The sequence below is a fragment of the Pedococcus ginsenosidimutans genome (genome assembly GCF_039544395.1).
Lineage (GTDB): Bacteria > Actinomycetota > Actinomycetes > Actinomycetales > Dermatophilaceae > Pedococcus > Pedococcus ginsenosidimutans.
Window position 1 is genome coordinate 196,759 of record NZ_BAABLO010000001.1, and the last position, 17,936, is coordinate 214,694.

Genomic DNA, 17,936 nt, shown 5'->3' on the forward strand with positions numbered 1-17,936 from the left:
TCTTCGAGCGTGCGTCGCGGGTAGCCTCGCGACGTGAGCGAGCAGCGGACCGTCAGCGAGACCTTCGACCCCGACGCGTGGGACGTCGTCGAGGGCTTCGACTTCACCGACATCACCTACCACCGGGCCAAGGGCGTGGGTGCGGTCCGCATCGCGTTCGACCGGCCCGAGGTGCTCAACGCCTTCCGGCCGCACACCGTCGACGAGCTCTACCGTGCGCTCGACCACGCACGCCGCACCCCCGACGTCGGTGTCGTGCTGCTCACCGGCAACGGCCCCGGCCCCGAGGGCTCGGGCAGCGCTGGCAAGTGGGCGTTCTGCTCCGGTGGTGACCAGCGCATCCGCGGGCGCTCGGGCTACCAGTACGCCGCGGACGACGGCGACGACACCGCTGCCGGTGTCGACCACCGTCGGGTCAAGGCCGAGGGTGGGCGGTTGCACATCCTGGAGGTGCAGCGCCTCATCCGCACCATGCCCAAGGTCGTCATCGCGCTGGTCAACGGCTGGGCGGCGGGCGGCGGGCACTCCCTGCACGTCGTCTGCGACCTCACCATGGCCAGCCGTGAGCACGCCCGCTTCAAGCAGACCGACGCCGACGTGGGCTCCTTCGACGGGGGCTACGGCTCGGCGTACCTCGCCAAGATGGTCGGCCAGAAGTTCGCCCGCGAGATCTTCTTCCTCGGGCGCACCTACACGGCCGAGGACATGTACCGCATGGGTGCGGTCAACCTCGTCAGCGACCACGCCGCCCTGGAGTCCGACGCCCTCGACGTCGCCCGCGAGATCATGGGCAAGAGTCCGCAGGCCCAGCGCATGCTGAAGTTCGCGTTCAACCTGCTCGACGACGGGCTCATGGGCCAGCAGGTCTTCGCCGGCGAGGCCACCCGGCTCGCGTACATGACCGACGAGGCCGTGGAGGGACGCGACCAGTTCCTCGAGAAGCGCGACCCCGACTGGTCGCCCTTCCCCTGGTACTTCTAGGCCGTCTGCTTCCGGGCCCCGCTCAGCCCTCCACCCCTCAGCCCGAACCTCCGAGGTCGACGTCGTACGCCTCATAGACCAGGTCGGCCCCCTTCTGCCGGTGCCGCACGAGCTGTCCCATGAGGGTGGTGACCTCCTCGCGGAAGACCGGCAGGTCGGCCGTCGTGCCGCCGTGCTCGAGCACCGCGAGGTAGGCGTCGATGTCCTCGCGGTAGCGCTCGTGCTCGCGCAGCAGCCGCTTCACCCGACCTGCCAGCCGCGGGTCGTTCTGCCGCACCGACGCGTACAGCCCGCCGGGTGCCTCGGTCAGGGCGACGTGGTCGCGGAAGTCGTGGGACAGCTCGGCGAGCGCCGCACGGACCCGTTCGCGCCACGCACCGCCTCGCGCGATCGGCGAGGCCAGCGCCTCGTCGACGGCCGCGACGGAGTCACGCAGCTCGGCGCGGTGGGTCCGCACCCGGTCGAGGTATGCCGCGAAGTCAGCGTCCATGAGGCCTCCCGTCCCCATCGTCCCGCCGCCCTGAGCGGCCGTCCACCGGTTGGCTAGCCTGAGGCGGGTGAGCACGCTGCGTCCCCTCCCCATCGGCCCGGGACGTGCCGCCCACGAGGCGCTGCCTGCCCTGCGCGAGGCCGTCGAGGGCGGCCCGGCCGTGCTCCCGTACGCCGCCGGCGGGTCCCCGGTGCAGGTCCCCGACGGCGCCACCCCGGACTCGGGCACGGCGCTCGTCGTCGGCACGTCGGGCTCGACGGGCACCCCCAAGCTGGCGATGCTGCCCGGCAGCTCTCTGGTCGCCAGCGCGACCGCCACCCACGAGCGGCTGGGCGGCCCCGGGACGTGGCTGCTCTCTATGCCGCCGCACCACATCGCCGGGGTCCAGGTGCTCGTGCGGTCGGTCGTCGCGGGCACGACCCCCGGCTTCGTCGAGCTCGAGGGTGGCTTCACGGCGGCCTCGTTCGTCCGGGCCGCACGGGCCCTCGGCGGGGAGCGCCGCTACACCGCGCTCGTGCCCACGCAGCTGGTCCGTCTCCTCGACGACGGCGCGGCCACCTCCGCGCTCACGACGTTCGACGCGGTACTGGTCGGTGGCGCGGCCAGCGCGCCCAGCCTCCTCACCAGGGCCTCGGACGCCGGCGTGCGGGTCGTGACGACCTACGGCATGAGTGAGACGTCCGGCGGGTGCGTCTACGACGGGGTGCCGCTGTCGGTGAGCCGGGTCCGCGCGGACGAGCTCGGCCGGCTCGTGCTCGGTGGGGCGACGCTGGCCACGGGCTACCTCGGGCGGCCCGACCTGACCGCCGAGGTCTTCACCACCGACGACGACGGCGAGCGCTGGTTCCGCACGAACGACGCGGGCCACCTCGACCCGGCCACCGGTCGCTGGCACGTCGACGGCCGACTCGACGACGTCATCACCACCGGGGGGCTGAAGGTCGCGCCGCGGCTCGTCGAGGACGCCCTGCTGGCCCTGCCGGTGGTCGGCGAGGCCGTTGTCGTCGGCGTGCCCGACGACCGGTGGGGCGAGGCCGTGGCCGCGGCCGTGGTCGTCCGCGCCGGGGCTCCGGCGCCCACGCTGGAGCAGCTCCGGGACGGCCTGCGCGGCGGCCTCGCCGACCACGCGCTCCCCCGGCGGCTGCTCGTCGTGGACCGGCTGCCGCAGCGCGGACCGGGCAAACCGGACCGGGCCGGGATCGCCGGTCTGTTCACCAGCGGGCCATGACACGATGGGCGCATGATCCGGCTGGCCCCGTGGCTCCTCCTGATCGCCCTGACGGTCTACGCCCTGGTCGACTGCATGCAGAGCGACGAGGACGCCGTGCGCGGGGTGCCGAAGCTGTTCTGGGCCCTGCTCATCGTGGTCCTGCCGCTCCTCGGTGCCGTCGGCTGGTTCGTCGCCGGCCGGCCGGAGCAGCCCCGACCCGGCACCGGCCCACGACAGCAGCCGCGTCGCCCGCGTGGCCCCGACGACGACCCGGACTTCCTCCGTAGGCTCTGAGCACCTGCCCGCGCGGCCGCCACCGGTAGCGCGCGCGACCCCGAACCACCCGACCGAACCCGAGCAAGCGAGACCACCACCCCATGGCCACCCTGTCCCAGTGGATCGCCGGCGCGCGCCCACGCACCCTCCCCGCTGCCATCGCCCCCGTCATCATCGGCACTGCCGCCGCGGCGCCCCTGGAGCGGGTCGACCTCGGCCTGGCCATCCTCGCCGTCCTCGTGTCGCTGGGACTGCAGGTCGGCGTCAACTACGCCAACGACTACTCCGACGGCATCCGTGGGACCGACAGCGACCGCGTCGGACCGATCCGGCTGGTGGGTCAGCACAAGGCGGCCCCCGAGAATGTCAAACTCATGGCGTTCGCCTTCTTCGGAGCGGCCGCGCTCGTGGGCCTGGCGCTCGTGGCGATCAGCGAGGCGTGGATCATGATCCCGCTGGGCGCCCTGGCCGTGGTCGCCGCGTGGCGCTACACGGGCGGCGACAACCCGTACGGGTACCGCGGGCTCGGTGAGCTCTACGTGTTCGTCTTCTTCGGGCTCATGGCGACGCTCGGCACGCTCTACACGCAGGCCAAGGAGCTGAGCTGGGTTGGCCTCGCCGGCGCGGTTGGGGTCGGCGCCATCGCCTCGGCCATCCTCGTCGCCAACAACCTGCGCGACATCCCCACCGACGAGACCAGCGGCAAGCGCACGCTGGCGGTCCGGCTCGGCGACCGCGGCACCCGGCTCCTCTACGTCGCGCTCGTCGTGGTCTCGCTGGCCATGGTGGTGCTGGTGGCGTTCAGCCTGCCGTTCGTGCTGCTGTCGTTCCTCGCGCTGGGCATCCTCTGGAAGCCGCTGCAGGGTCTGCGCCGCGGCGCCACCGGACGTGCCCTGGTGCCGGTCCTGGCGGCGACCGGCCTGTTCGAGATCGCGTACGCCGTGCTGTTCGCGGTGGGGGTCTGGCTCAGCCGCTCCGTCTGAGCGCTGGCGGCTGTCCTCATCCCGGCAGTGCCGCCGCTCGTGCTCCGGACTCACGATGCACCGCTACGCCGAACAACGGAGGCCAACGACGCTGTGGCGGAGGAGGGTCGAGGTGCGCGAGTGAAGCCGGGGCCGTAAAGGGGTGAAGGCCATGCGCACGATGAAGGAGACTCTGCGAGGGCTACGGAGGACCACGAAGCGACTGCGCTCCCTCGTCAGGGACGAGGACCACGACAAGTGGTACGACGAGCACACCGACAAGCACGACCGACCGCCGAACATCACGGGGCCCTGGTCCCAGGGTGGAGGCTGAGGGGGTGGTCGGGTTCGATCGTCCACGCCCGGACCGGACGACAGAGCGTGAGGGGTACGGAGGCAGCCCGACAGCGGTTGGAGGCGGCGCCTAGCGAGGTCGGCCACGATGGGATCCCACCCGCAAGGAAGGTCGATGCCATGTCCGAACCACGCCCACCCTTCCCGCCCTTCGACGAGGACAGCGCCCGACAGAAGGTCCAGGCGGCGGAGGACGCGTGGAACACGCGCGACCCCCACCGCGTGAGCCTGGCGTACACACCGGACTCCGTGTGGCGCAACCGCGACGCCTTCGTGGTCGGACGCGAGCAGATCGTCGAGTTCCTCACCGCGAAGTGGGAACGCGAGCTCGACTACGCCCTGCGCAAGAGCCTGTGGAGCTTCACCGGCAACCGGATCGCCGTCCGCTTCCAGTACGAGTGCCACGACAGCAGCGGCCAGTGGTGGCGCAGCTACGGCAACGAGCTGTGGGAGTTCGACGACAACGGCCTCATGCGCCGGCGCGAGGCCTCGATCAACGACCTGGCCATCAGTGAGGCCGACCGCCGCATCTTCGGCCCGCGCACCGACGAGGAACGCTCCCCGGGCCACGACATCCCGCTGCAGTAGCGACCAGCCCGGGCGAGACTGCGGGCCCGTCCCCCCGGACGAGCCCGCAGCCGGCACGGCGCGCGTCAGCGGCCGGCGTGGAGCAGCCCGAGCAGCCCGTGGGCCTCGTCCTGCGGACCGGCGGTGAAGAGCACGTCATGTGTCGAGCCCTCGGTGCCGTTGCCGGGCAGCAGCGCCCACAGCCCGTCGATGGTGATCGCCTTGCCGCCCGGGCCACGCAGCGTCCCCTCGAGCTGCAGCGTCGCCGGGTCGAAGGCGTGGATGCGCCCGTCGCCGAAGTTGCCGACGAGCAGGTCACCGGAGAACCTGCCGAAGCCGGTAGGTGCGATGGTCAGGCCCCATGGCGCGTCGAGCACGCCGTGATTCGCGTCGCGGCGGACGAGGGCACCGTCCAGGGTGAACACGTCCACCCGACCCAGTCCAGGACCGGCGACCTCGTCGACGTGCGCGCTGTCCTGCTTCGCGTACGCGACGTACACCTTGTCCCCGGAGACCATGACGTTGAAGGGCGCGAAGCCGTGCGGCAGCCGGGCGTCCTTGAAGTTGCCCTTGGTGACGACGCGCTGGAAGTCACCGTTGTAGACGTCGACGACGCCGGCCGAGAAGTCCGCGACGTAGAGCCGCGGCCCGTTGGACGCCTGACCCATGGCCATCCCCTTGTCGACCGCCCCGGGGGTGACGACCGCGTCCACGGCGTGCGTCGACGGCGGTGCGCCGGTGCCGCCGACGGCGGGGCTCCACCCGCTGAGGTGGCCGGTCTCCCCCACGAACAGGAACCGCGCAGGTGCGGCGTTGCCGGCGGAGTCATGCACCACGAAGGACGTCGTGGCGTTGGAGACCTGGCCGGTGGGTGCACCACCCGGGATGCTGACGACGAGCGGCACGACGGTCTGCGGGCTGCCGTCGACGCCGCCGGAGTAGAGCGTGGTCACGTCCGCGCCGTTGTCCGAGACCCAGAGCGGGCTGGCGCCCAGGTAGGAAGCCCCCCAGGCGTTCACCAGGTGGGGGTCGGTGACCTTCGCCATCCCCGGCACGTCCGAGACGAGGTTGACCTGGTGGTAGGCGGAGAAGTCGGTGGCTCCGGCAGGGGCGCTGAGGGCCAGCAGACCGACGGCGGCGCCGAGGCTGGCGCCGAGCGCCAGGAGTGGTGAGGGACGGCGAGCGATGCGTGTCATGGACAACCTCCCGATCAGGAGCGGACAGCCCGGGATGGACCGGCGCCATCAGGTAGACGAGGGCCACGGGTCGGGGGTTCAGGTCCACGCCACCTTCGGGGCCCAACTCCTTCCTGCAGCCTCAGTCCGGCCGCCACCGCACGACCACACGGGTGGCGCCGGCGCCGAGGAGCGCGGCGAGCCCGACCGCGACGGACACGGCCGGTATGGGGCCGTATGTCCCGGGCGCCCCCACCAGCAGCAGGGCCGCCACCCCGATGGCCGTGCCGAGCTGGGCCCCCGTGTTCAGGACGCCGGTGGCGGTGGCCACTTCGTGCTCCGGAAGGTCGGTGCCGATGTCGTTGAACGCCACGGACGACAGCCCCAGCCCCGTGCCGAGGAGGAGGAGCCCGACGATGGTGCCGGCCACCGCCGCAAAGGTGGCCAAGCTGTCGCCGGCGAACGTCGTCACGGCGACGACCAGGTTCCCGAGGGTCATGCTGCCCAACCCCACGACGGCGGGACGGCGCGGTCCGTATCCACGCGACAAACGCGGCGCGGCAGATGCCCCGATGACCACCGCGAGGCTGAGGGCCAGGAGGGTCAGGCCCGCCTCGAACGCGCTGAACCCGTGCCGCCTCTGCAGGTACAGCGTGAGCAGGACCGCGGTCGAGCTCGTGACAGCCGTGTTGACGAAGGAACCCAGGGTCCCGGCCAGCAGGTGCGGGGCTCGCAGGGAGGAGAGGGAGACCAGGGGCCCCCGCGCCCGACGCAGCCACGCCACCAGCAGCAGCCCGAGGACCACGCCGCCGAGGACGACCACGAGGCCTAGGACCCGCGAGTGCGCCTCCTGGACCAACGCCGCACCCAGCACCACACCCATCACCGCCGCGACGAGCAGCGTCGCCCCCACCACGTCGAGCGCGGCCTCGGTGTCCTGGACGGGTCGCACGTGGACCCAGTACCGGACCCCGGCAGCCAGCCCGACAGCCAGCGGCACGTTGACCCAGAAGATCGCACGCCAGCCGAACAGCTCGATGAGGAGCCCACCGGCGAACAACCCGCTCGCCCCCGCGGCTGCGCCGGCCGCACTCCACAGTCCGAGCGCCTTGGTCCGCTCACCTGTGGCCGTGGCGGCCGCCAACAGCAGGCTCAGGGCCGCGGGGACGGTGAGTGCCGAGGCAGCACCCTGGACCGCCCGCGCCAGCACGAGCTGCCACGCGTGCTGCGCCAGCGCCCCCGTGGCACCGGCGAGTGCGAAGACGACCAAACCGACCAGCAGCATCCGCACGTGGCCGTAGCGGTGGCCCAGCCGCGCGCCCACGACCAGCAGGCCACCGAACAACATCGCGTATGCCGTCGCGATCGGCCCCGCCGCCGCATCGCCGGCCCCGACGCCGTCGAGCATCGAGGGGATGGCGACGATGGCCGCGGTGACGCCCAGCACGTCGACGAACTGCACGAGGCACAGGACCACCACCACCGCCGCGCGGGACCGAGGGGTGCGAAGCATGCCCGCGACGCTACCCACGACATCGGACAACCCGGACTGGGGCGAGGAGGCGCCGCGGATGGGGCACTCGCCGGCCGCGCTGGACGGACGTGGCTGTGGCACCCTTGCCGAGGTGAGCCTCCCTCGTCATGACGTCGACCCGGATGGACTGCTGGAGTACTCGGTGGTCTTCACCGACCGGTCCCTCAACCACATGTCGAAGCGGTTCGTCGGGGTGATGCAGGACATCCTCGACGTCCTGCGCACGACCTACAGCGCCCACACGGTCGCGGTCGTGCCGGGCGGTGGCACGTACGCCATGGAGGCCGTCGCCAGACAGCTCGCGACCGACCGTCGCTGCCTCGTCGTCCGCAACGGCCTGTTCTCCTACCGCTGGTCGCAGATCCTCGAGGCCGGCTCCGTGGCCAGCGAGACGACGGTGTGCCGCGCACGACCGGCCTCGGACGACCCGCAGACTCCGTGGGCACCGGCACCCGTGGCCGAGGTGGTCGAGGCCATCGAACGCGAGCGCCCCGCGGTCGTCTTCGCGGCCCACGTGGAGACGGCGGCCGGCATCCTGCTGCCCGACGAGTACGTCCGCGCGGTCGCCGACGCGACGCACGCCGTCGGCGGTCTCTTCGTCCTCGACTGCGTCGCCTCCGGGGCGATGTGGGTCGACATGGCCGAGGTCGGCGCCGACGTGCTCCTCAGCGCCCCGCAGAAGGGGTGGAGCGGGTCGCCCTGCGCGGGCTTCGTCATGCTGTCGGAGGCCGGGCGTGAGCAGGTCATGGGGACGACCTCGACGAGCTTCGCGGTGGACCTGCAGAAGTGGCTGACGGTGAGCGAGTCCTACCTGGAGGGCCAGACGCCGTACCACGCGACGATGCCGACGGACGCGCTCGCCCGCGACGCCGCCCTCATGCTGGAGACCCGTTCGCTGGGCCTCGACGTACTGCGCGAGGCCCAGATCTCGCTCGGTGCGCAGGTGCGCGCGATGCTCGCCGAGCACGGGTACCCCTCCGTCGCGGCGGCGGGGTTCGAGGCGCCCAGCGTGGTGGTCTCGTTCACGGACGACCCCGAGGTGCGCAGCGGCGCCAGGTTCAAGCAGCGCGGGCTCCAGGTGGCTGCCGGGGTGCCCTTGATGTGCGGCGAGCGGGACGACTTCTCGACCTTCCGGATCGGGCTGTTCGGTCTCGACAAGCTCACCGACGTCGACGGCACGGTCGAACGGCTACGGGCCGGGCTCGGCTGACGGTCGGCGTGCGGATGCGACCTGCAGTGCGGCGGGGCGGTCTCGCGCTGCTCGGTGCGCTGCTCGGAGTCCTGGGAGCGCGGTACGTGCTGGTCGGGTCGGGGTGGAGCCTGCTGCCCTGGGGGCTGCCGTCATGGTCGGGGTCCTCGCGCGGTCGCGCCGGGCGGCTGCTGTCGACGCGGGCCTCTACGGCTTCACGCTCGCGCTGGTCTTCATGGTCGCGGGGTACGACGGGGCGGAGCCACTGTCGGGGCGGCTGCCGTTCTTCGCGCTGCTGGGTCTGTTCGGCGCCGCCTGCGCGGCAGCGCTCGCCCTCGTCGGCGCGCTGGTGAGGCGCCGGCTGTCTCGGGAGCCGCGCGAAGGCGGCCCGAGCCAGGCCTGACCCGGCCCGGATCCGTCAGCGGTACTCGGCGGGCCCGCGCTCGTCCTCGGCGTCCTCGGCCGCCTCGTCGTCGCCGTGGACGGTGCCGTGGCCGGCCGCCGCGGCGGCCTGCTTGGCCTCGGTGCGCCGCTGCACGCGCTCGGCCAGCTGGCGGGTGCTCTCCTCGCGGAAGCGGGCGAGCACGAAGTAGGACAGCACCATCGACACCAGGGCCGACAGGACGAGCAGCATCCACTGCTGGTCGCGGTCACGCAGCCCGAGCAGCCAGAACAGGGACAGGACCCCGAAGAAGATGAGCAGGCGCAGGACGGTGTAGCGGAGCATGGTGGTGCGGGTTCCTCACAGGCCGGAGTAGGAGTGCTGGCCGACGAAGAACACGTTGACCACGGCGAAGTTGACGATGATGCAGGCGTAGCCGGCCAGGGCGATGTAGCTGGCCGTCTGGCGGCTGATGCCGCTGGTCGCGCGCGAGTGCAGGAAGGCCGCGTAGACCACCCAGATCACGAACGTCCAGACCTCCTTCGGGTCCCAGTTCCAGTACGACGCCCACGCCTGGCGCGCCCAGATGGCACCGGCGATGAGGGTGAAGGTCCACAGCGGGAATGCCACGATGTACAGGCCGTACGCCGTGCGCTCCAGGGCCGGGGCGTCGGGGAACCGGTCGAGCACGCTCGCGCGGCCGGACCGGGCGAAGGCGTCCTTGACCAGGTACACGGCCGTCGCGGCCGCCCCGATGGTGAAGACCGCGGTGGCGAGCACCGCGACGGTGACGTGGATGACCAGCCAGTAGCTCTGCAGCGAGGGCAGCAGCTCGGCGGCCTCGGTGTACCAGACGCGGACGGCCATGCCGAGCACGAGCAGGATCGGGCCGGTGATGAACAGGCCCAGCCAGCGCAGGTCGCGCTTCATCGACCAGATCGAGTAGGCCAGCGAGGTGAACATCGAGCCCATCACGGCGAACTCGAACATGTTGCCCAGCGGCCACCGGTCGACCGAGAGCCCGCGCAGGACGACCGACAGCAGCAGGAGCATGCCGCCCAGCCAGGTCGTCGTCGAGGCGATGCCGGCGGCGGCCCGCGCCCGCGAGGGCACGTCGTGGTCCTCGTCGGGGGTGGGTGCGACCTCCGAGGGTACGTCGACCGCGGTGCCCGCTGCACCGGCGCTGACGAGCTCGCGCTCGGAGGTGCGGTCGGTGGCTCGGTCCGCGGCCCGGTCGCGGGCCGGCAGCAGGCCTGCGAGGTAGACGGCGTGGCACAGCATGGCGATGGTGAAGACCGCCATCGCCGAGTACAGGCTCACGTTGGCGTATCCGGCGAGCGTCTCGTTCGTCATGTGCTGGTGCCCAATCGTCGTTCCACGGCGGCGAGGACGTCCTCGACCACCTCTTGAAGCCCGTCGTCGTCGCCCTTGGCGAGACCGCCGACGGTCACCACGGTACGTCCGCCGTCCTGCGCAGGCGAAACGCGGACGAACACGCGACGGCGCCGGATGACCAGGGAGGCGATGAGGCCGCCCAGGGCGAGCAGGGCCGCCACCAGCGTGACGTACTTGCCGGGGTCGTGCCGGATCGACAGCCCGGCGAACCGGTCGACGCTGTCGAACGTGATGCTGCCGCGGTCGCCCGGCAGGGTGAAGGTCTTGCCCGGCTCGAGCCAGATGCGCAGCGGCTGGCCCTTGGCGGTCTTGACCTGGGTCATCTCCGCGGTGTCGAGCACGTATACCGACTGCGGCCGGCCGCCGGGGAAGAGGGTGCCCTCGAAGAGCGTCAGCGCCAGCGCCGGCTTCTTGGCGTCGGGGAAGATCGACGTGGGGCCCTTCTCCTTGTCGATGACCGCGGTGGGCAGGAACAGGCCGGAGAACCCGAGCTGCTTGGGCTGCGCACCGGGCACCTTCACCGCCCCGACGGAGGTGTAGTTGTTGTCCTGGGCGAGGAAGGGCACCGGCCCGCTGTAGGTCGCGTTGCCGTCCTTGTCGCGGACCGTGATGACCGGGGCGTAGCCGTTGCCGAGCAGGAAGACGCCCGCGCCGTCCATCTCCAGCGGGTGGTTGACCTTGATGGTCGACTGCTTCGGCGTCGCGCCCGGCTCGGCCACCGTGGTCACGTGGGCGGTGAAGTCCCGCGGCTGGCCGAACTGGCCACGGCCGGTGACGTTCTCCTCGAAGGTGGCGTCGAGCTTGTCGACCGTGATCCTGAACGGCGACAGGCTCGAGGGGTCGACCCAGGGGCCGGGGCTGAACGTGTCGTACTGGATCAGCGAGTTCGCGAAGCTCTTCCCGACGGGCACGATGACGTCGCCCTTCCACCCGAACAGGTGGCCCACCGCGACGCCCACGATGACGAAGATCAGCGCCAGGTGGAAGACGAGGTTGCCGGTCTCCTTGAGGTAGCCCTTCTCGGCGCTGACCGAGGTGAGGTCGTGGGTGTGGGTGCGGAACCGCTTGCCCTTCAGCACCTCGCGCGCGGCCGCCAATACGGTCTGCACGTCCGCGTCCGTCTCGGCCGTCGCCGAGGAGGGCAGGCGCTCGGGTCGGGCAGGGGCGCGCGGCGGCGTCGACCGCATCGCCTTCCAGTGCACCTTGCTGCGCGGCAGGACGCAGCCCACGAGGGAGATGAAGAGCAGGAGGTAGATCGCCGCGAACCACGGCGAGGCGTAGACCTCGAAGAAGCCCAACCGGTCGAGGATCGGGCCGGCCTTGGGGTGGTTGGCGATCCAGTCGGCGGTGCGCGCCGAGTCGATGCTGCGCTGGGGCCAGATCGAGCCGGGCAACGCGGCGATCGCGAGCAGCAGCAGCAGGAACAGCGCGGTGCGCATGCTCGTCAGCTGCCGCCACATCCAGCGCAGCCAGCCGACGGCGCCCAGCCTCGGCTGGGTGATCCCCTCGGTGGCGTCCTTGGTCTGCTGTGCCATGGTCAGATCACCGTCTGGAAGCCGTTGACGAGGGAGGTCTGCACGTAGCGCGTCCAGGACTCCCAGAGGCCGGTCACGAGGAGCAGTCCGATGACGAGGAGCAGGCCGCCGCCGAAGAGCTGGATGCCGCGCTGGTGCCGGCGCAGGAACGCCGAGACCCGGCCGAACCGCTCGAACCCGGCGGCGATGAGCACGAACGGCAGCCCGAGGCCGAGCGAGTAGGCCAGGGCGAGGACGATGCCGCGGACCACCGCGGGCTGGTCACCGGTGGTCGTCGCGAGGAGCACGACGGCGCCGAGGGTCGGTCCGGTGCAGGGCGCCCAGCCCAGGCCGAAGACCGCGCCGAGGAACGGTGCTCCGGCCAGGCCCGAGGCCGGGCGGCGGTGGACCTTGAGCTCGCGCTGCGAGCCCAGCCGGCTGCCGACCCCGATGAAAACCAGCGCCATGAGGATGACGAGCACGCCGCCGAGCCGCATGAGGCCCTGGCGGTGCTCGACGAGCGTCGCCCCGACCCCGGCGAGGAACGCCGTCGTGGCCATGAACACGACCGTGAAACCCAGCACGAACAGCAGGGCCCCGGCGACCATCCGGTGCCGCGAGCGCTGGGCGAGCGACTCGTCGGACAGCCCGGTGACGTAGCCGAGGAAGCCTGGCACCAGCGGCAGCACGCACGGCGAGGCGAACGAGACCGCCCCGGCGACGAGGGCGACGACGAGGGCGACCGGGAGCGCGCCGGTGGTCACCGCGTCCGTGACGTCTGCGATCAAGATCCGTGCCTACTTCTCGGCCAGGACGTCGTCGACCAGCCCCTCGAGGGTGGACGACGTCACCTCGCCCAGGACCCGGGCCGCGATGCGCCCCTTCGGGTCGAGCACGAGCGTCACCGGAGGCGTGGGCGCCTTGCCCTGCAGCGCCAGGATCATCTGGCCGTCCTGGTCGTCGAGCGAGGGGTAGGGGATGCCCTGCCGCTTGGCGGTCGCCCTGCCGGAGGACGGGTTGTCACGGGTGTTGATGCCCATGAACACGACCGGCTTGCCTGCCGCGGCGACGGCCTCGGCCGACTTCTTGAGCTCGGGCGCCTCCTTCTCGCACGGCGGGCACCACGAGGCCCAGACGTTGAGGACGACGACCTTGCCCGACTGGTCGGCGACCGACCAGGACTGGTCGTCGAGCGTCTTCCCTGAGAGGACGACCGGCTTGTTGCGCTTGGCGGCCGGGATCTGCTCGACGGTCCCGTCACCGGAGATGTAGCCCTGTCGGTTGCCGGACTTCGCCTGCGCCGCGATGGAGTTCGGGTCCTGCGAGCACGCGGCGAGGGACAGCGCCAGGACCGGCGCCGCGAGCAGCGCGACCGGCCGCACCGTACGGCGTGGGGCGTGCGACCTCATCCGGTGCCACCGCGCGACTCCGCGAGCAGCGCCGCAGCGGGCTCGCAGTAGGTGATGGACTCCAGCTCGTCGCCGACGTAGGTGAACGTCGTCAGCGACGCCAGCCGGCACTCGCGCCTGCGCGGGTCGTGCCACAGCCGCTTGCCGGCGAGCTGGTTGCGCAGGGTCCAGATCGGCAGCTGGTGGGAGACGACCACGGCCTCGTGGCCGCGGGCGTGCTCGCGAGCGTCGGCGACCGCCTCGACCATCCGCGTGGCGATCTCGCTGTAGGGCTCGCCCCACGACGGCCGCAGCGGGTTGACGATGCGGCCCCAGTAGCGCGGGCGCACGAACGCCAGCGGGCTCATCGAGCCGACCTGCTCCCCCTCGAAGGAGTTGCCCGCCTCGATGACCCGGTCGTCGGTGGTGACCGACAGGCCGTGGGAGGCGGCGATCGGCGCGGCGGTCTCCTGCGCCCGGGTGAGCGAGGAGGCGACCACGTGCGTCACGTCGTGGTCCTCGAGGTGGCGTGCCGCGGCCTGCGCCATGCGAGTACCGAGCTCGGACAGGTGGTAGCCGTCGAGGCGCCCGTAGAGCACGCCCTCGGGGTTGTGCACCTCGCCGTGGCGCAGCAGGTGCACCACGGTGCGCGGGGCGGCGGTCATGAGTCGATTGTCGCAAACGCCTCGGCAGCCGCTGCCGCCGCGGCGGGCACCGCCGAGACGACCCGGTCGACCGCGGCGTCGTCGTGCGCCCCGCTCACGAACCACGACTCGAACGCGCTCGGCGGCAGGTAGACACCCTGGCTGAGCATCGAGTGGAAGAACGCGCCGAACGCCGGCACGTGCTGGGCGCGCGCCCCGTCGTAGTCGGTGACCGCGCCGTCGCGGAAGAAGACGCTGAACATGCTGCCGGCCCGCTGGATCGTGTGCGGGACCCCGGCGCGGCCGAGCTCGTCGCGCAGCGCGGCGGTGAGGGCGTCGGCCGCCTCGTCGAGGCGGGCGTACAGCGCGGGCGTGCACTGCTCGAGGGTCGCCCTCCCGGCGGCGGTCGCGACCGGGTTCCCCGACAGGGTGCCTGCCTGGTAGACCGGGCCGACCGGGGCGAGCAGCGCCATGACATCGGCACGACCGCCGAACGCGGCGGCCGGGAAGCCGCCGCCCATGACCTTGCCGAAGGTGAACAGGTCGGGGGCGCCCGCGTCGTACGGTCCCTCGAGTCCGTACCAGCCGGCGGCCGAGCAGCGGAAGCCCGTCATGACCTCGTCGGAGATGAGCAGGGCACCGTGGGCGGCGGTGATGCGGCGCAGTCCCTCGGTGAAGCCGGGGGCCGGCGGGACGACGCCCATGTTGCCCGGCGACGCCTCGGTGATGACGGCGGCGATCTCGGCGCCCTGGGCGGCGAACGCCTGCTCGACGGCGGCGAGGTCGTTGTAGGGCAGCACGATGGTCTCGGCCGCCATCTCCTTGGGCACGCCCGCGGAGTCCGGGAGGGCGAACGTCGCGACCCCGGACCCGGCCTGCGCGAGCAGGGAGTCGACGTGGCCGTGGTAGCAGCCCGCGAACTTCACGACGAGCGAGCGGCCGGTGTAGCCGCGGGCGAGGCGGATGGCGCTCATGGTGGCCTCGGTGCCGCTGGACACCAGGCGCACCTGCTCCACCGGCTCGACACGGGCGACGATCTCCTCACAGAGCCGCACCTCGTTCTCGCTCGGGGTGCCGAACGAGAACCCGTCGGCCACCGCGGCCTGCACGGCCTCGACGACAGCCGGGTGGCGGTGACCGAGGATCATCGGCCCCCAAGAGCCCACGAGGTCGACGTACTCGCGGCCGTCGACGTCGGTGAGGTAGGGACCCGCGCCGGAGGCCATGAACCGCGGCGTCCCGCCGACGGCGCGGAAGGCGCGGACCGGCGAGTTGACGCCGCCGGGCGTGACCGCGAGGGCGCGTTCGAGCAGGGCCTGCGAAGCCGGGGCGTCGAAGGGGTAGGGCGTCATGGCCCCATTGTCACAGCCGTACCTGAGCGTGCGAGCACGGGTGCCGCGGCAGGGGTGCGCAGGCTCACACGGTGGCGCGGCGGGTCGGGGTCAGACCTCGCTGCAGGAGGGGAGCCCGCCGGCGAGGATCGCGTCCCGCACGGCCGCCATGGCAACGCCCAGCGCCGCGAACTGCTCGGGCGACATGGTGTCGACGATGTTGCGGCGGACGCTCTCGATGTGGACCTGCGCCATGTCGCGGACCGCCTCCAGCCCGCGTTCGGTGAGCACGAGCTCGACGCCGCGGCGGTCCTCCAGGCACGACTCACGCCGTACCCATCCCCGCTTCTCCAGCCGGGCGGCGGTGTGGGTGAGCCGGCTGCGGGACTGCACGACGAGGTCGGCCAGGCCGGACATGCGCAGCCGGCGCCCCGGCGCCTCGGACAGCATGGAGATGATCTCGTACTCGGACAGCTGGACGCCGTGGGACTGCAGGTCGCGGTCGAGCGCGGCCTCCAGCAGGCGGGTGCCCCGCAGGTAGGCGCGCCAGGCGTCCTGCTGCTCGGGCGACAGCCAGCGCGGTGGCGCGGTCACGGTGGTGCTCATGGTGGTCAGTATCCCATCTCGGTCAGTTGGTTGAAATATAAATCAACTCTGCTATGTTCAACACAGTGACGCCGCGGGAAAGTCCCGCGGACCACCCCCTCGACACAGGAGAAACTCATGGCCAGCATCAACGACCTCCCCGCCGGCACCTGGAACATCGACGCCTCGCACAGCGAGCTCGGCTTCACCGCCCGCCACCTCATGGTGACGAAGGTCCGCGGCAAGTTCAACGAGTTCGAGGGCGCCGCCAAGGTCGCCGACGACGTCACCGCCTCGCAGGTCACCGCGGTCGTCCAGCTCGCCTCGGTCGACACCGGCTCCGCCGACCGCGACGCCCACCTCAAGTCCGGCGACTTCTTCGACGTGGAGAACAACCCGACCATGAGCTTCACCTCGACCGCGGTCACCGAGGACACCCTCAAGGGCGACCTGACCATCAAGGGCGTCACCAAGCCCGTCGAGTTCGACCTCGAGTTCAACGGCCTCGCCACCGACCCGTGGGGCAACCAGAAGGCCGGCTTCGAGGCCACCACCGAGATCAACCGCAAGGACTTCGGCCTGGAGTGGAACGTGGCCCTCGAGGGTGGCGGCGTGCTCGTCTCCGAGAAGATCAAGATCAACCTGGACGTCCAGCTCGTCAAGGCCGCCTGAGCCAGACGAGGCACAACGGGCCCACCAGCCCGACGCACGACCCGAAGGGGCCGGTTCCGAGAGGGACCGGCCCCTTCCGCGCACCCCTCAGGGGTAGCCCTCCACGTCGACATGGCGGGCGATCGTCGCGGTGGCCCGGCGCCCGGCGCCCAGCGGGATCGTGGGGACGAGGTCGTCGAGGAAGCCGTAGCGGCGCAGCAGCGACAGGTGGTACGAGGTGCGGTCGCCGGAGGCGCGCTGGTGCGTCCACCAGTCGGCGATGTCACCCCAGCCCGGCGCGGCGAGGCTGCCGCCGAACTGCTGCACGGACAACGAGGAGCACAGCGCGGCGAACGCCAGGCGCTGCTGGAGCGGCCAGCCGGCCAGCGTCCCGAGCACCATCGAGGCGCCGAACACGTCGCCCGCCCCCGTCGGGTCCATCGCCGGGACGCGCAGGGCCGGCACCACCGCCTCCTCCCCCGTGGCCGAGTCGATGGCCAGGGCCCCGGACTCGCCGTTGGTCACCACGGCCAGGGGGACCCGGTCCGCGAGGGCGTAGAGCGCCTCGTGGGGCGTGCTGGTGCGCGTGTAGGCCATGGCCTCCCCCGCGTTGGGCAGGAACCCGTGCACCACCTCGAGCTGGTCGAGGACGTCGGGTGACCACCGACCGCTCGGGTCCCAGCCCACGTCGGCGAAGACCAGCGCCCCTGCCGACTGCGCCTGCTGCACCCAGGTCGCCTCGGAGCCGTCGACCAGCGGCCGCTCCTCGGACAGCTCCACCATGACGGCCCGCGACCGCGGCGGGGTGCCGATCAGCTCCGACGGCCCGAGCGGCGGGGCGTGGCCGTGGCTGACCATCCCGCGGTCGCGGTTGACCGCCATCGACACCGTGACGGGCGAGTGCCACCCCTCGAACCGGCGCGAGCGGCTGAGGTCCACGTGCTCGAAGTCCGCCAGAGTCTCCCAGCAGAAGTCGCCGTACGCGTCGTCACCGAACGCCGCGGCGAGCGAGGTGCGCAGGCCCAGGCGTCGCGCGGCGACGGCGAGGTTGGCGATGCCACCAGGGCACGACCCCATACCGTCCGCCCACACCTCCTGCCCGTCCTCGGGCAGCGCGGCCAGGCCGGTGAAGATGATGTCGAGGAACACCGTCCCCCAGATGAGCACGTCCAGGTCTGGGGCGTCGGGGGTCCGCAGCGCGGCCAGGGGGTCGTAGGCCTGCTCGTCGGCCTGCTCTGGCACGGGACGGCTCCTGTCGTCGGTCGGTGTGCCGCCAGAATGCCGTGCCACCCGGGGAGTGACAAGGAG

The 17,936-nt window shown here is 72.1% G+C and carries 21 protein-coding genes; 9 read left to right on the forward strand and 12 right to left on the reverse strand.

Annotated elements, in window-relative coordinates; genetic code table 11:
* Positions 1–33 precede the first annotated feature (33 nt).
* Positions 34–981 carry a 1,4-dihydroxy-2-naphthoyl-CoA synthase gene (locus tag ABEA42_RS01005; protein WP_345500530.1) on the forward strand — a complete coding sequence of 316 codons (948 nt, stop codon included), beginning with the start codon at positions 34–36 and terminating at the stop codon, positions 979–981.
* A 37-nt stretch (positions 982–1,018) separates the two neighbouring features.
* On the opposite strand, the gene ABEA42_RS01010 is transcribed toward ABEA42_RS01005, so the two are convergent.
* Entirely contained in the window at positions 1,019–1,471 is a 453-nt protein-coding gene (locus ABEA42_RS01010) for a hemerythrin domain-containing protein (protein ID WP_345500531.1), read from the reverse strand.
* A gap of 67 nt (positions 1,472–1,538) precedes the next feature.
* Between ABEA42_RS01010 and menE the strand changes: the two genes are divergently transcribed.
* The 5 genes from menE to ABEA42_RS01035 all read left to right on the forward strand — a co-directional run bounded on the left by menE (position 1,539) and on the right by ABEA42_RS01035 (position 4,861).
* A complete protein-coding gene (menE, locus tag ABEA42_RS01015) occupies positions 1,539–2,699 on the forward strand; it encodes an o-succinylbenzoate--CoA ligase (protein WP_345500532.1) in 1,161 nt (386 codons plus the stop codon).
* 12 nt (positions 2,700–2,711) lie between these two features.
* The gene (locus ABEA42_RS01020) at positions 2,712–2,975 is read left to right on the forward strand and encodes a PLD nuclease N-terminal domain-containing protein (RefSeq protein WP_345500533.1); all 264 of its coding nucleotides are present in this window, start codon (positions 2,712–2,714) and stop codon (positions 2,973–2,975) included.
* A gap of 83 nt (positions 2,976–3,058) precedes the next feature.
* Positions 3,059–3,940: a 1,4-dihydroxy-2-naphthoate polyprenyltransferase gene (locus tag ABEA42_RS01025; protein WP_345500534.1), complete on the forward strand. Its 882-nt coding sequence runs from the start codon at positions 3,059–3,061 to the stop codon at positions 3,938–3,940.
* Between the two features lie 151 nt (positions 3,941–4,091).
* The gene (locus tag ABEA42_RS01030; protein WP_345500535.1) at positions 4,092–4,253 is read left to right on the forward strand and encodes a hypothetical protein; all 162 of its coding nucleotides are present in this window, start codon (positions 4,092–4,094) and stop codon (positions 4,251–4,253) included.
* A 140-nt stretch (positions 4,254–4,393) separates the two neighbouring features.
* Positions 4,394–4,861 (forward strand): nuclear transport factor 2 family protein, encoded by a 468-nt coding sequence (locus ABEA42_RS01035; RefSeq protein ID WP_345500536.1) that lies wholly within the window; start codon positions 4,394–4,396, stop codon positions 4,859–4,861.
* 65 nt (positions 4,862–4,926) lie between these two features.
* Here the strand turns inward: ABEA42_RS01035 and ABEA42_RS01040 are convergent, their stop codons facing one another.
* On the reverse strand, positions 4,927–6,036 hold the full coding sequence (locus ABEA42_RS01040) for a TIGR03118 family protein (protein ID WP_345500538.1): 1,110 nt from the start codon (positions 6,034–6,036) through the stop codon (positions 4,927–4,929).
* A gap of 121 nt (positions 6,037–6,157) precedes the next feature.
* Positions 6,158–7,528, reverse strand: a complete 1,371-nt coding sequence (locus tag ABEA42_RS01045) for an MFS transporter (RefSeq protein ID WP_345500540.1) — start codon at positions 7,526–7,528, stop codon at positions 6,158–6,160.
* Here ABEA42_RS01045 and ABEA42_RS01050 point away from each other — a divergent pair.
* Positions 7,527–8,759: an aminotransferase class V-fold PLP-dependent enzyme gene (locus tag ABEA42_RS01050; protein WP_345500542.1), complete on the forward strand. Its 1,233-nt coding sequence runs from the start codon at positions 7,527–7,529 to the stop codon at positions 8,757–8,759. The genes ABEA42_RS01045 and ABEA42_RS01050 overlap by 2 nt on opposite strands.
* Before the next feature lie 103 nt (positions 8,760–8,862).
* Positions 8,863–9,141: a hypothetical protein gene (locus tag ABEA42_RS01055; RefSeq protein ID WP_345500543.1), complete on the forward strand. Its 279-nt coding sequence runs from the start codon at positions 8,863–8,865 to the stop codon at positions 9,139–9,141.
* Positions 9,142–9,156: 15 nt separating this feature from the next.
* On the opposite strand, the gene ABEA42_RS01060 is transcribed toward ABEA42_RS01055, so the two are convergent.
* The 8 genes from ABEA42_RS01060 to ABEA42_RS01095 all read right to left on the reverse strand — a co-directional run bounded on the left by ABEA42_RS01060 (position 9,157) and on the right by ABEA42_RS01095 (position 15,998).
* Entirely contained in the window at positions 9,157–9,465 is a 309-nt protein-coding gene (locus ABEA42_RS01060; protein WP_056882123.1) for a DUF4229 domain-containing protein, read from the reverse strand.
* Between the two features lie 15 nt (positions 9,466–9,480).
* Entirely contained in the window at positions 9,481–10,473 is a 993-nt protein-coding gene (ccsB, locus tag ABEA42_RS01065) for a c-type cytochrome biogenesis protein CcsB (protein ID WP_345500547.1), read from the reverse strand.
* Positions 10,470–12,050 (reverse strand): cytochrome c biogenesis protein ResB, encoded by a 1,581-nt coding sequence (resB, locus tag ABEA42_RS01070; protein WP_345500549.1) that lies wholly within the window; start codon positions 12,048–12,050, stop codon positions 10,470–10,472. Before resB ends, ccsB begins: the two co-directional genes overlap by 4 nt.
* A gap of 2 nt (positions 12,051–12,052) precedes the next feature.
* Positions 12,053–12,817, reverse strand: a complete 765-nt coding sequence (locus ABEA42_RS01075; RefSeq protein ID WP_345500550.1) for a cytochrome c biogenesis CcdA family protein — start codon at positions 12,815–12,817, stop codon at positions 12,053–12,055.
* A 9-nt stretch (positions 12,818–12,826) separates the two neighbouring features.
* The gene (locus tag ABEA42_RS01080; protein WP_345500552.1) at positions 12,827–13,438 is read right to left on the reverse strand and encodes a TlpA family protein disulfide reductase; all 612 of its coding nucleotides are present in this window, start codon (positions 13,436–13,438) and stop codon (positions 12,827–12,829) included.
* Positions 13,435–14,082 (reverse strand): histidine phosphatase family protein, encoded by a 648-nt coding sequence (locus ABEA42_RS01085; RefSeq protein WP_345500553.1) that lies wholly within the window; start codon positions 14,080–14,082, stop codon positions 13,435–13,437. Before ABEA42_RS01085 ends, ABEA42_RS01080 begins: the two co-directional genes overlap by 4 nt.
* Positions 14,079–15,413: a glutamate-1-semialdehyde 2,1-aminomutase gene (hemL, locus tag ABEA42_RS01090; RefSeq protein ID WP_345500555.1), complete on the reverse strand. Its 1,335-nt coding sequence runs from the start codon at positions 15,411–15,413 to the stop codon at positions 14,079–14,081. Before hemL ends, ABEA42_RS01085 begins: the two co-directional genes overlap by 4 nt.
* A gap of 90 nt (positions 15,414–15,503) precedes the next feature.
* Positions 15,504–15,998, reverse strand: a complete 495-nt coding sequence (locus tag ABEA42_RS01095) for a MarR family winged helix-turn-helix transcriptional regulator (protein ID WP_345500557.1) — start codon at positions 15,996–15,998, stop codon at positions 15,504–15,506.
* Between the two features lie 117 nt (positions 15,999–16,115).
* Between ABEA42_RS01095 and ABEA42_RS01100 the strand changes: the two genes are divergently transcribed.
* The gene (locus ABEA42_RS01100) at positions 16,116–16,649 is read left to right on the forward strand and encodes a YceI family protein (protein ID WP_345500558.1); all 534 of its coding nucleotides are present in this window, start codon (positions 16,116–16,118) and stop codon (positions 16,647–16,649) included.
* Between the two features lie 87 nt (positions 16,650–16,736).
* Here the strand turns inward: ABEA42_RS01100 and ABEA42_RS01105 are convergent, their stop codons facing one another.
* Complete coding sequence (locus tag ABEA42_RS01105; RefSeq protein WP_345500560.1) at positions 16,737–17,870, reverse strand: carbohydrate kinase family protein; 1,134 nt, start codon at positions 17,868–17,870, stop codon at positions 16,737–16,739.
* Positions 17,871–17,936: the final 66 nt, after the last annotated feature.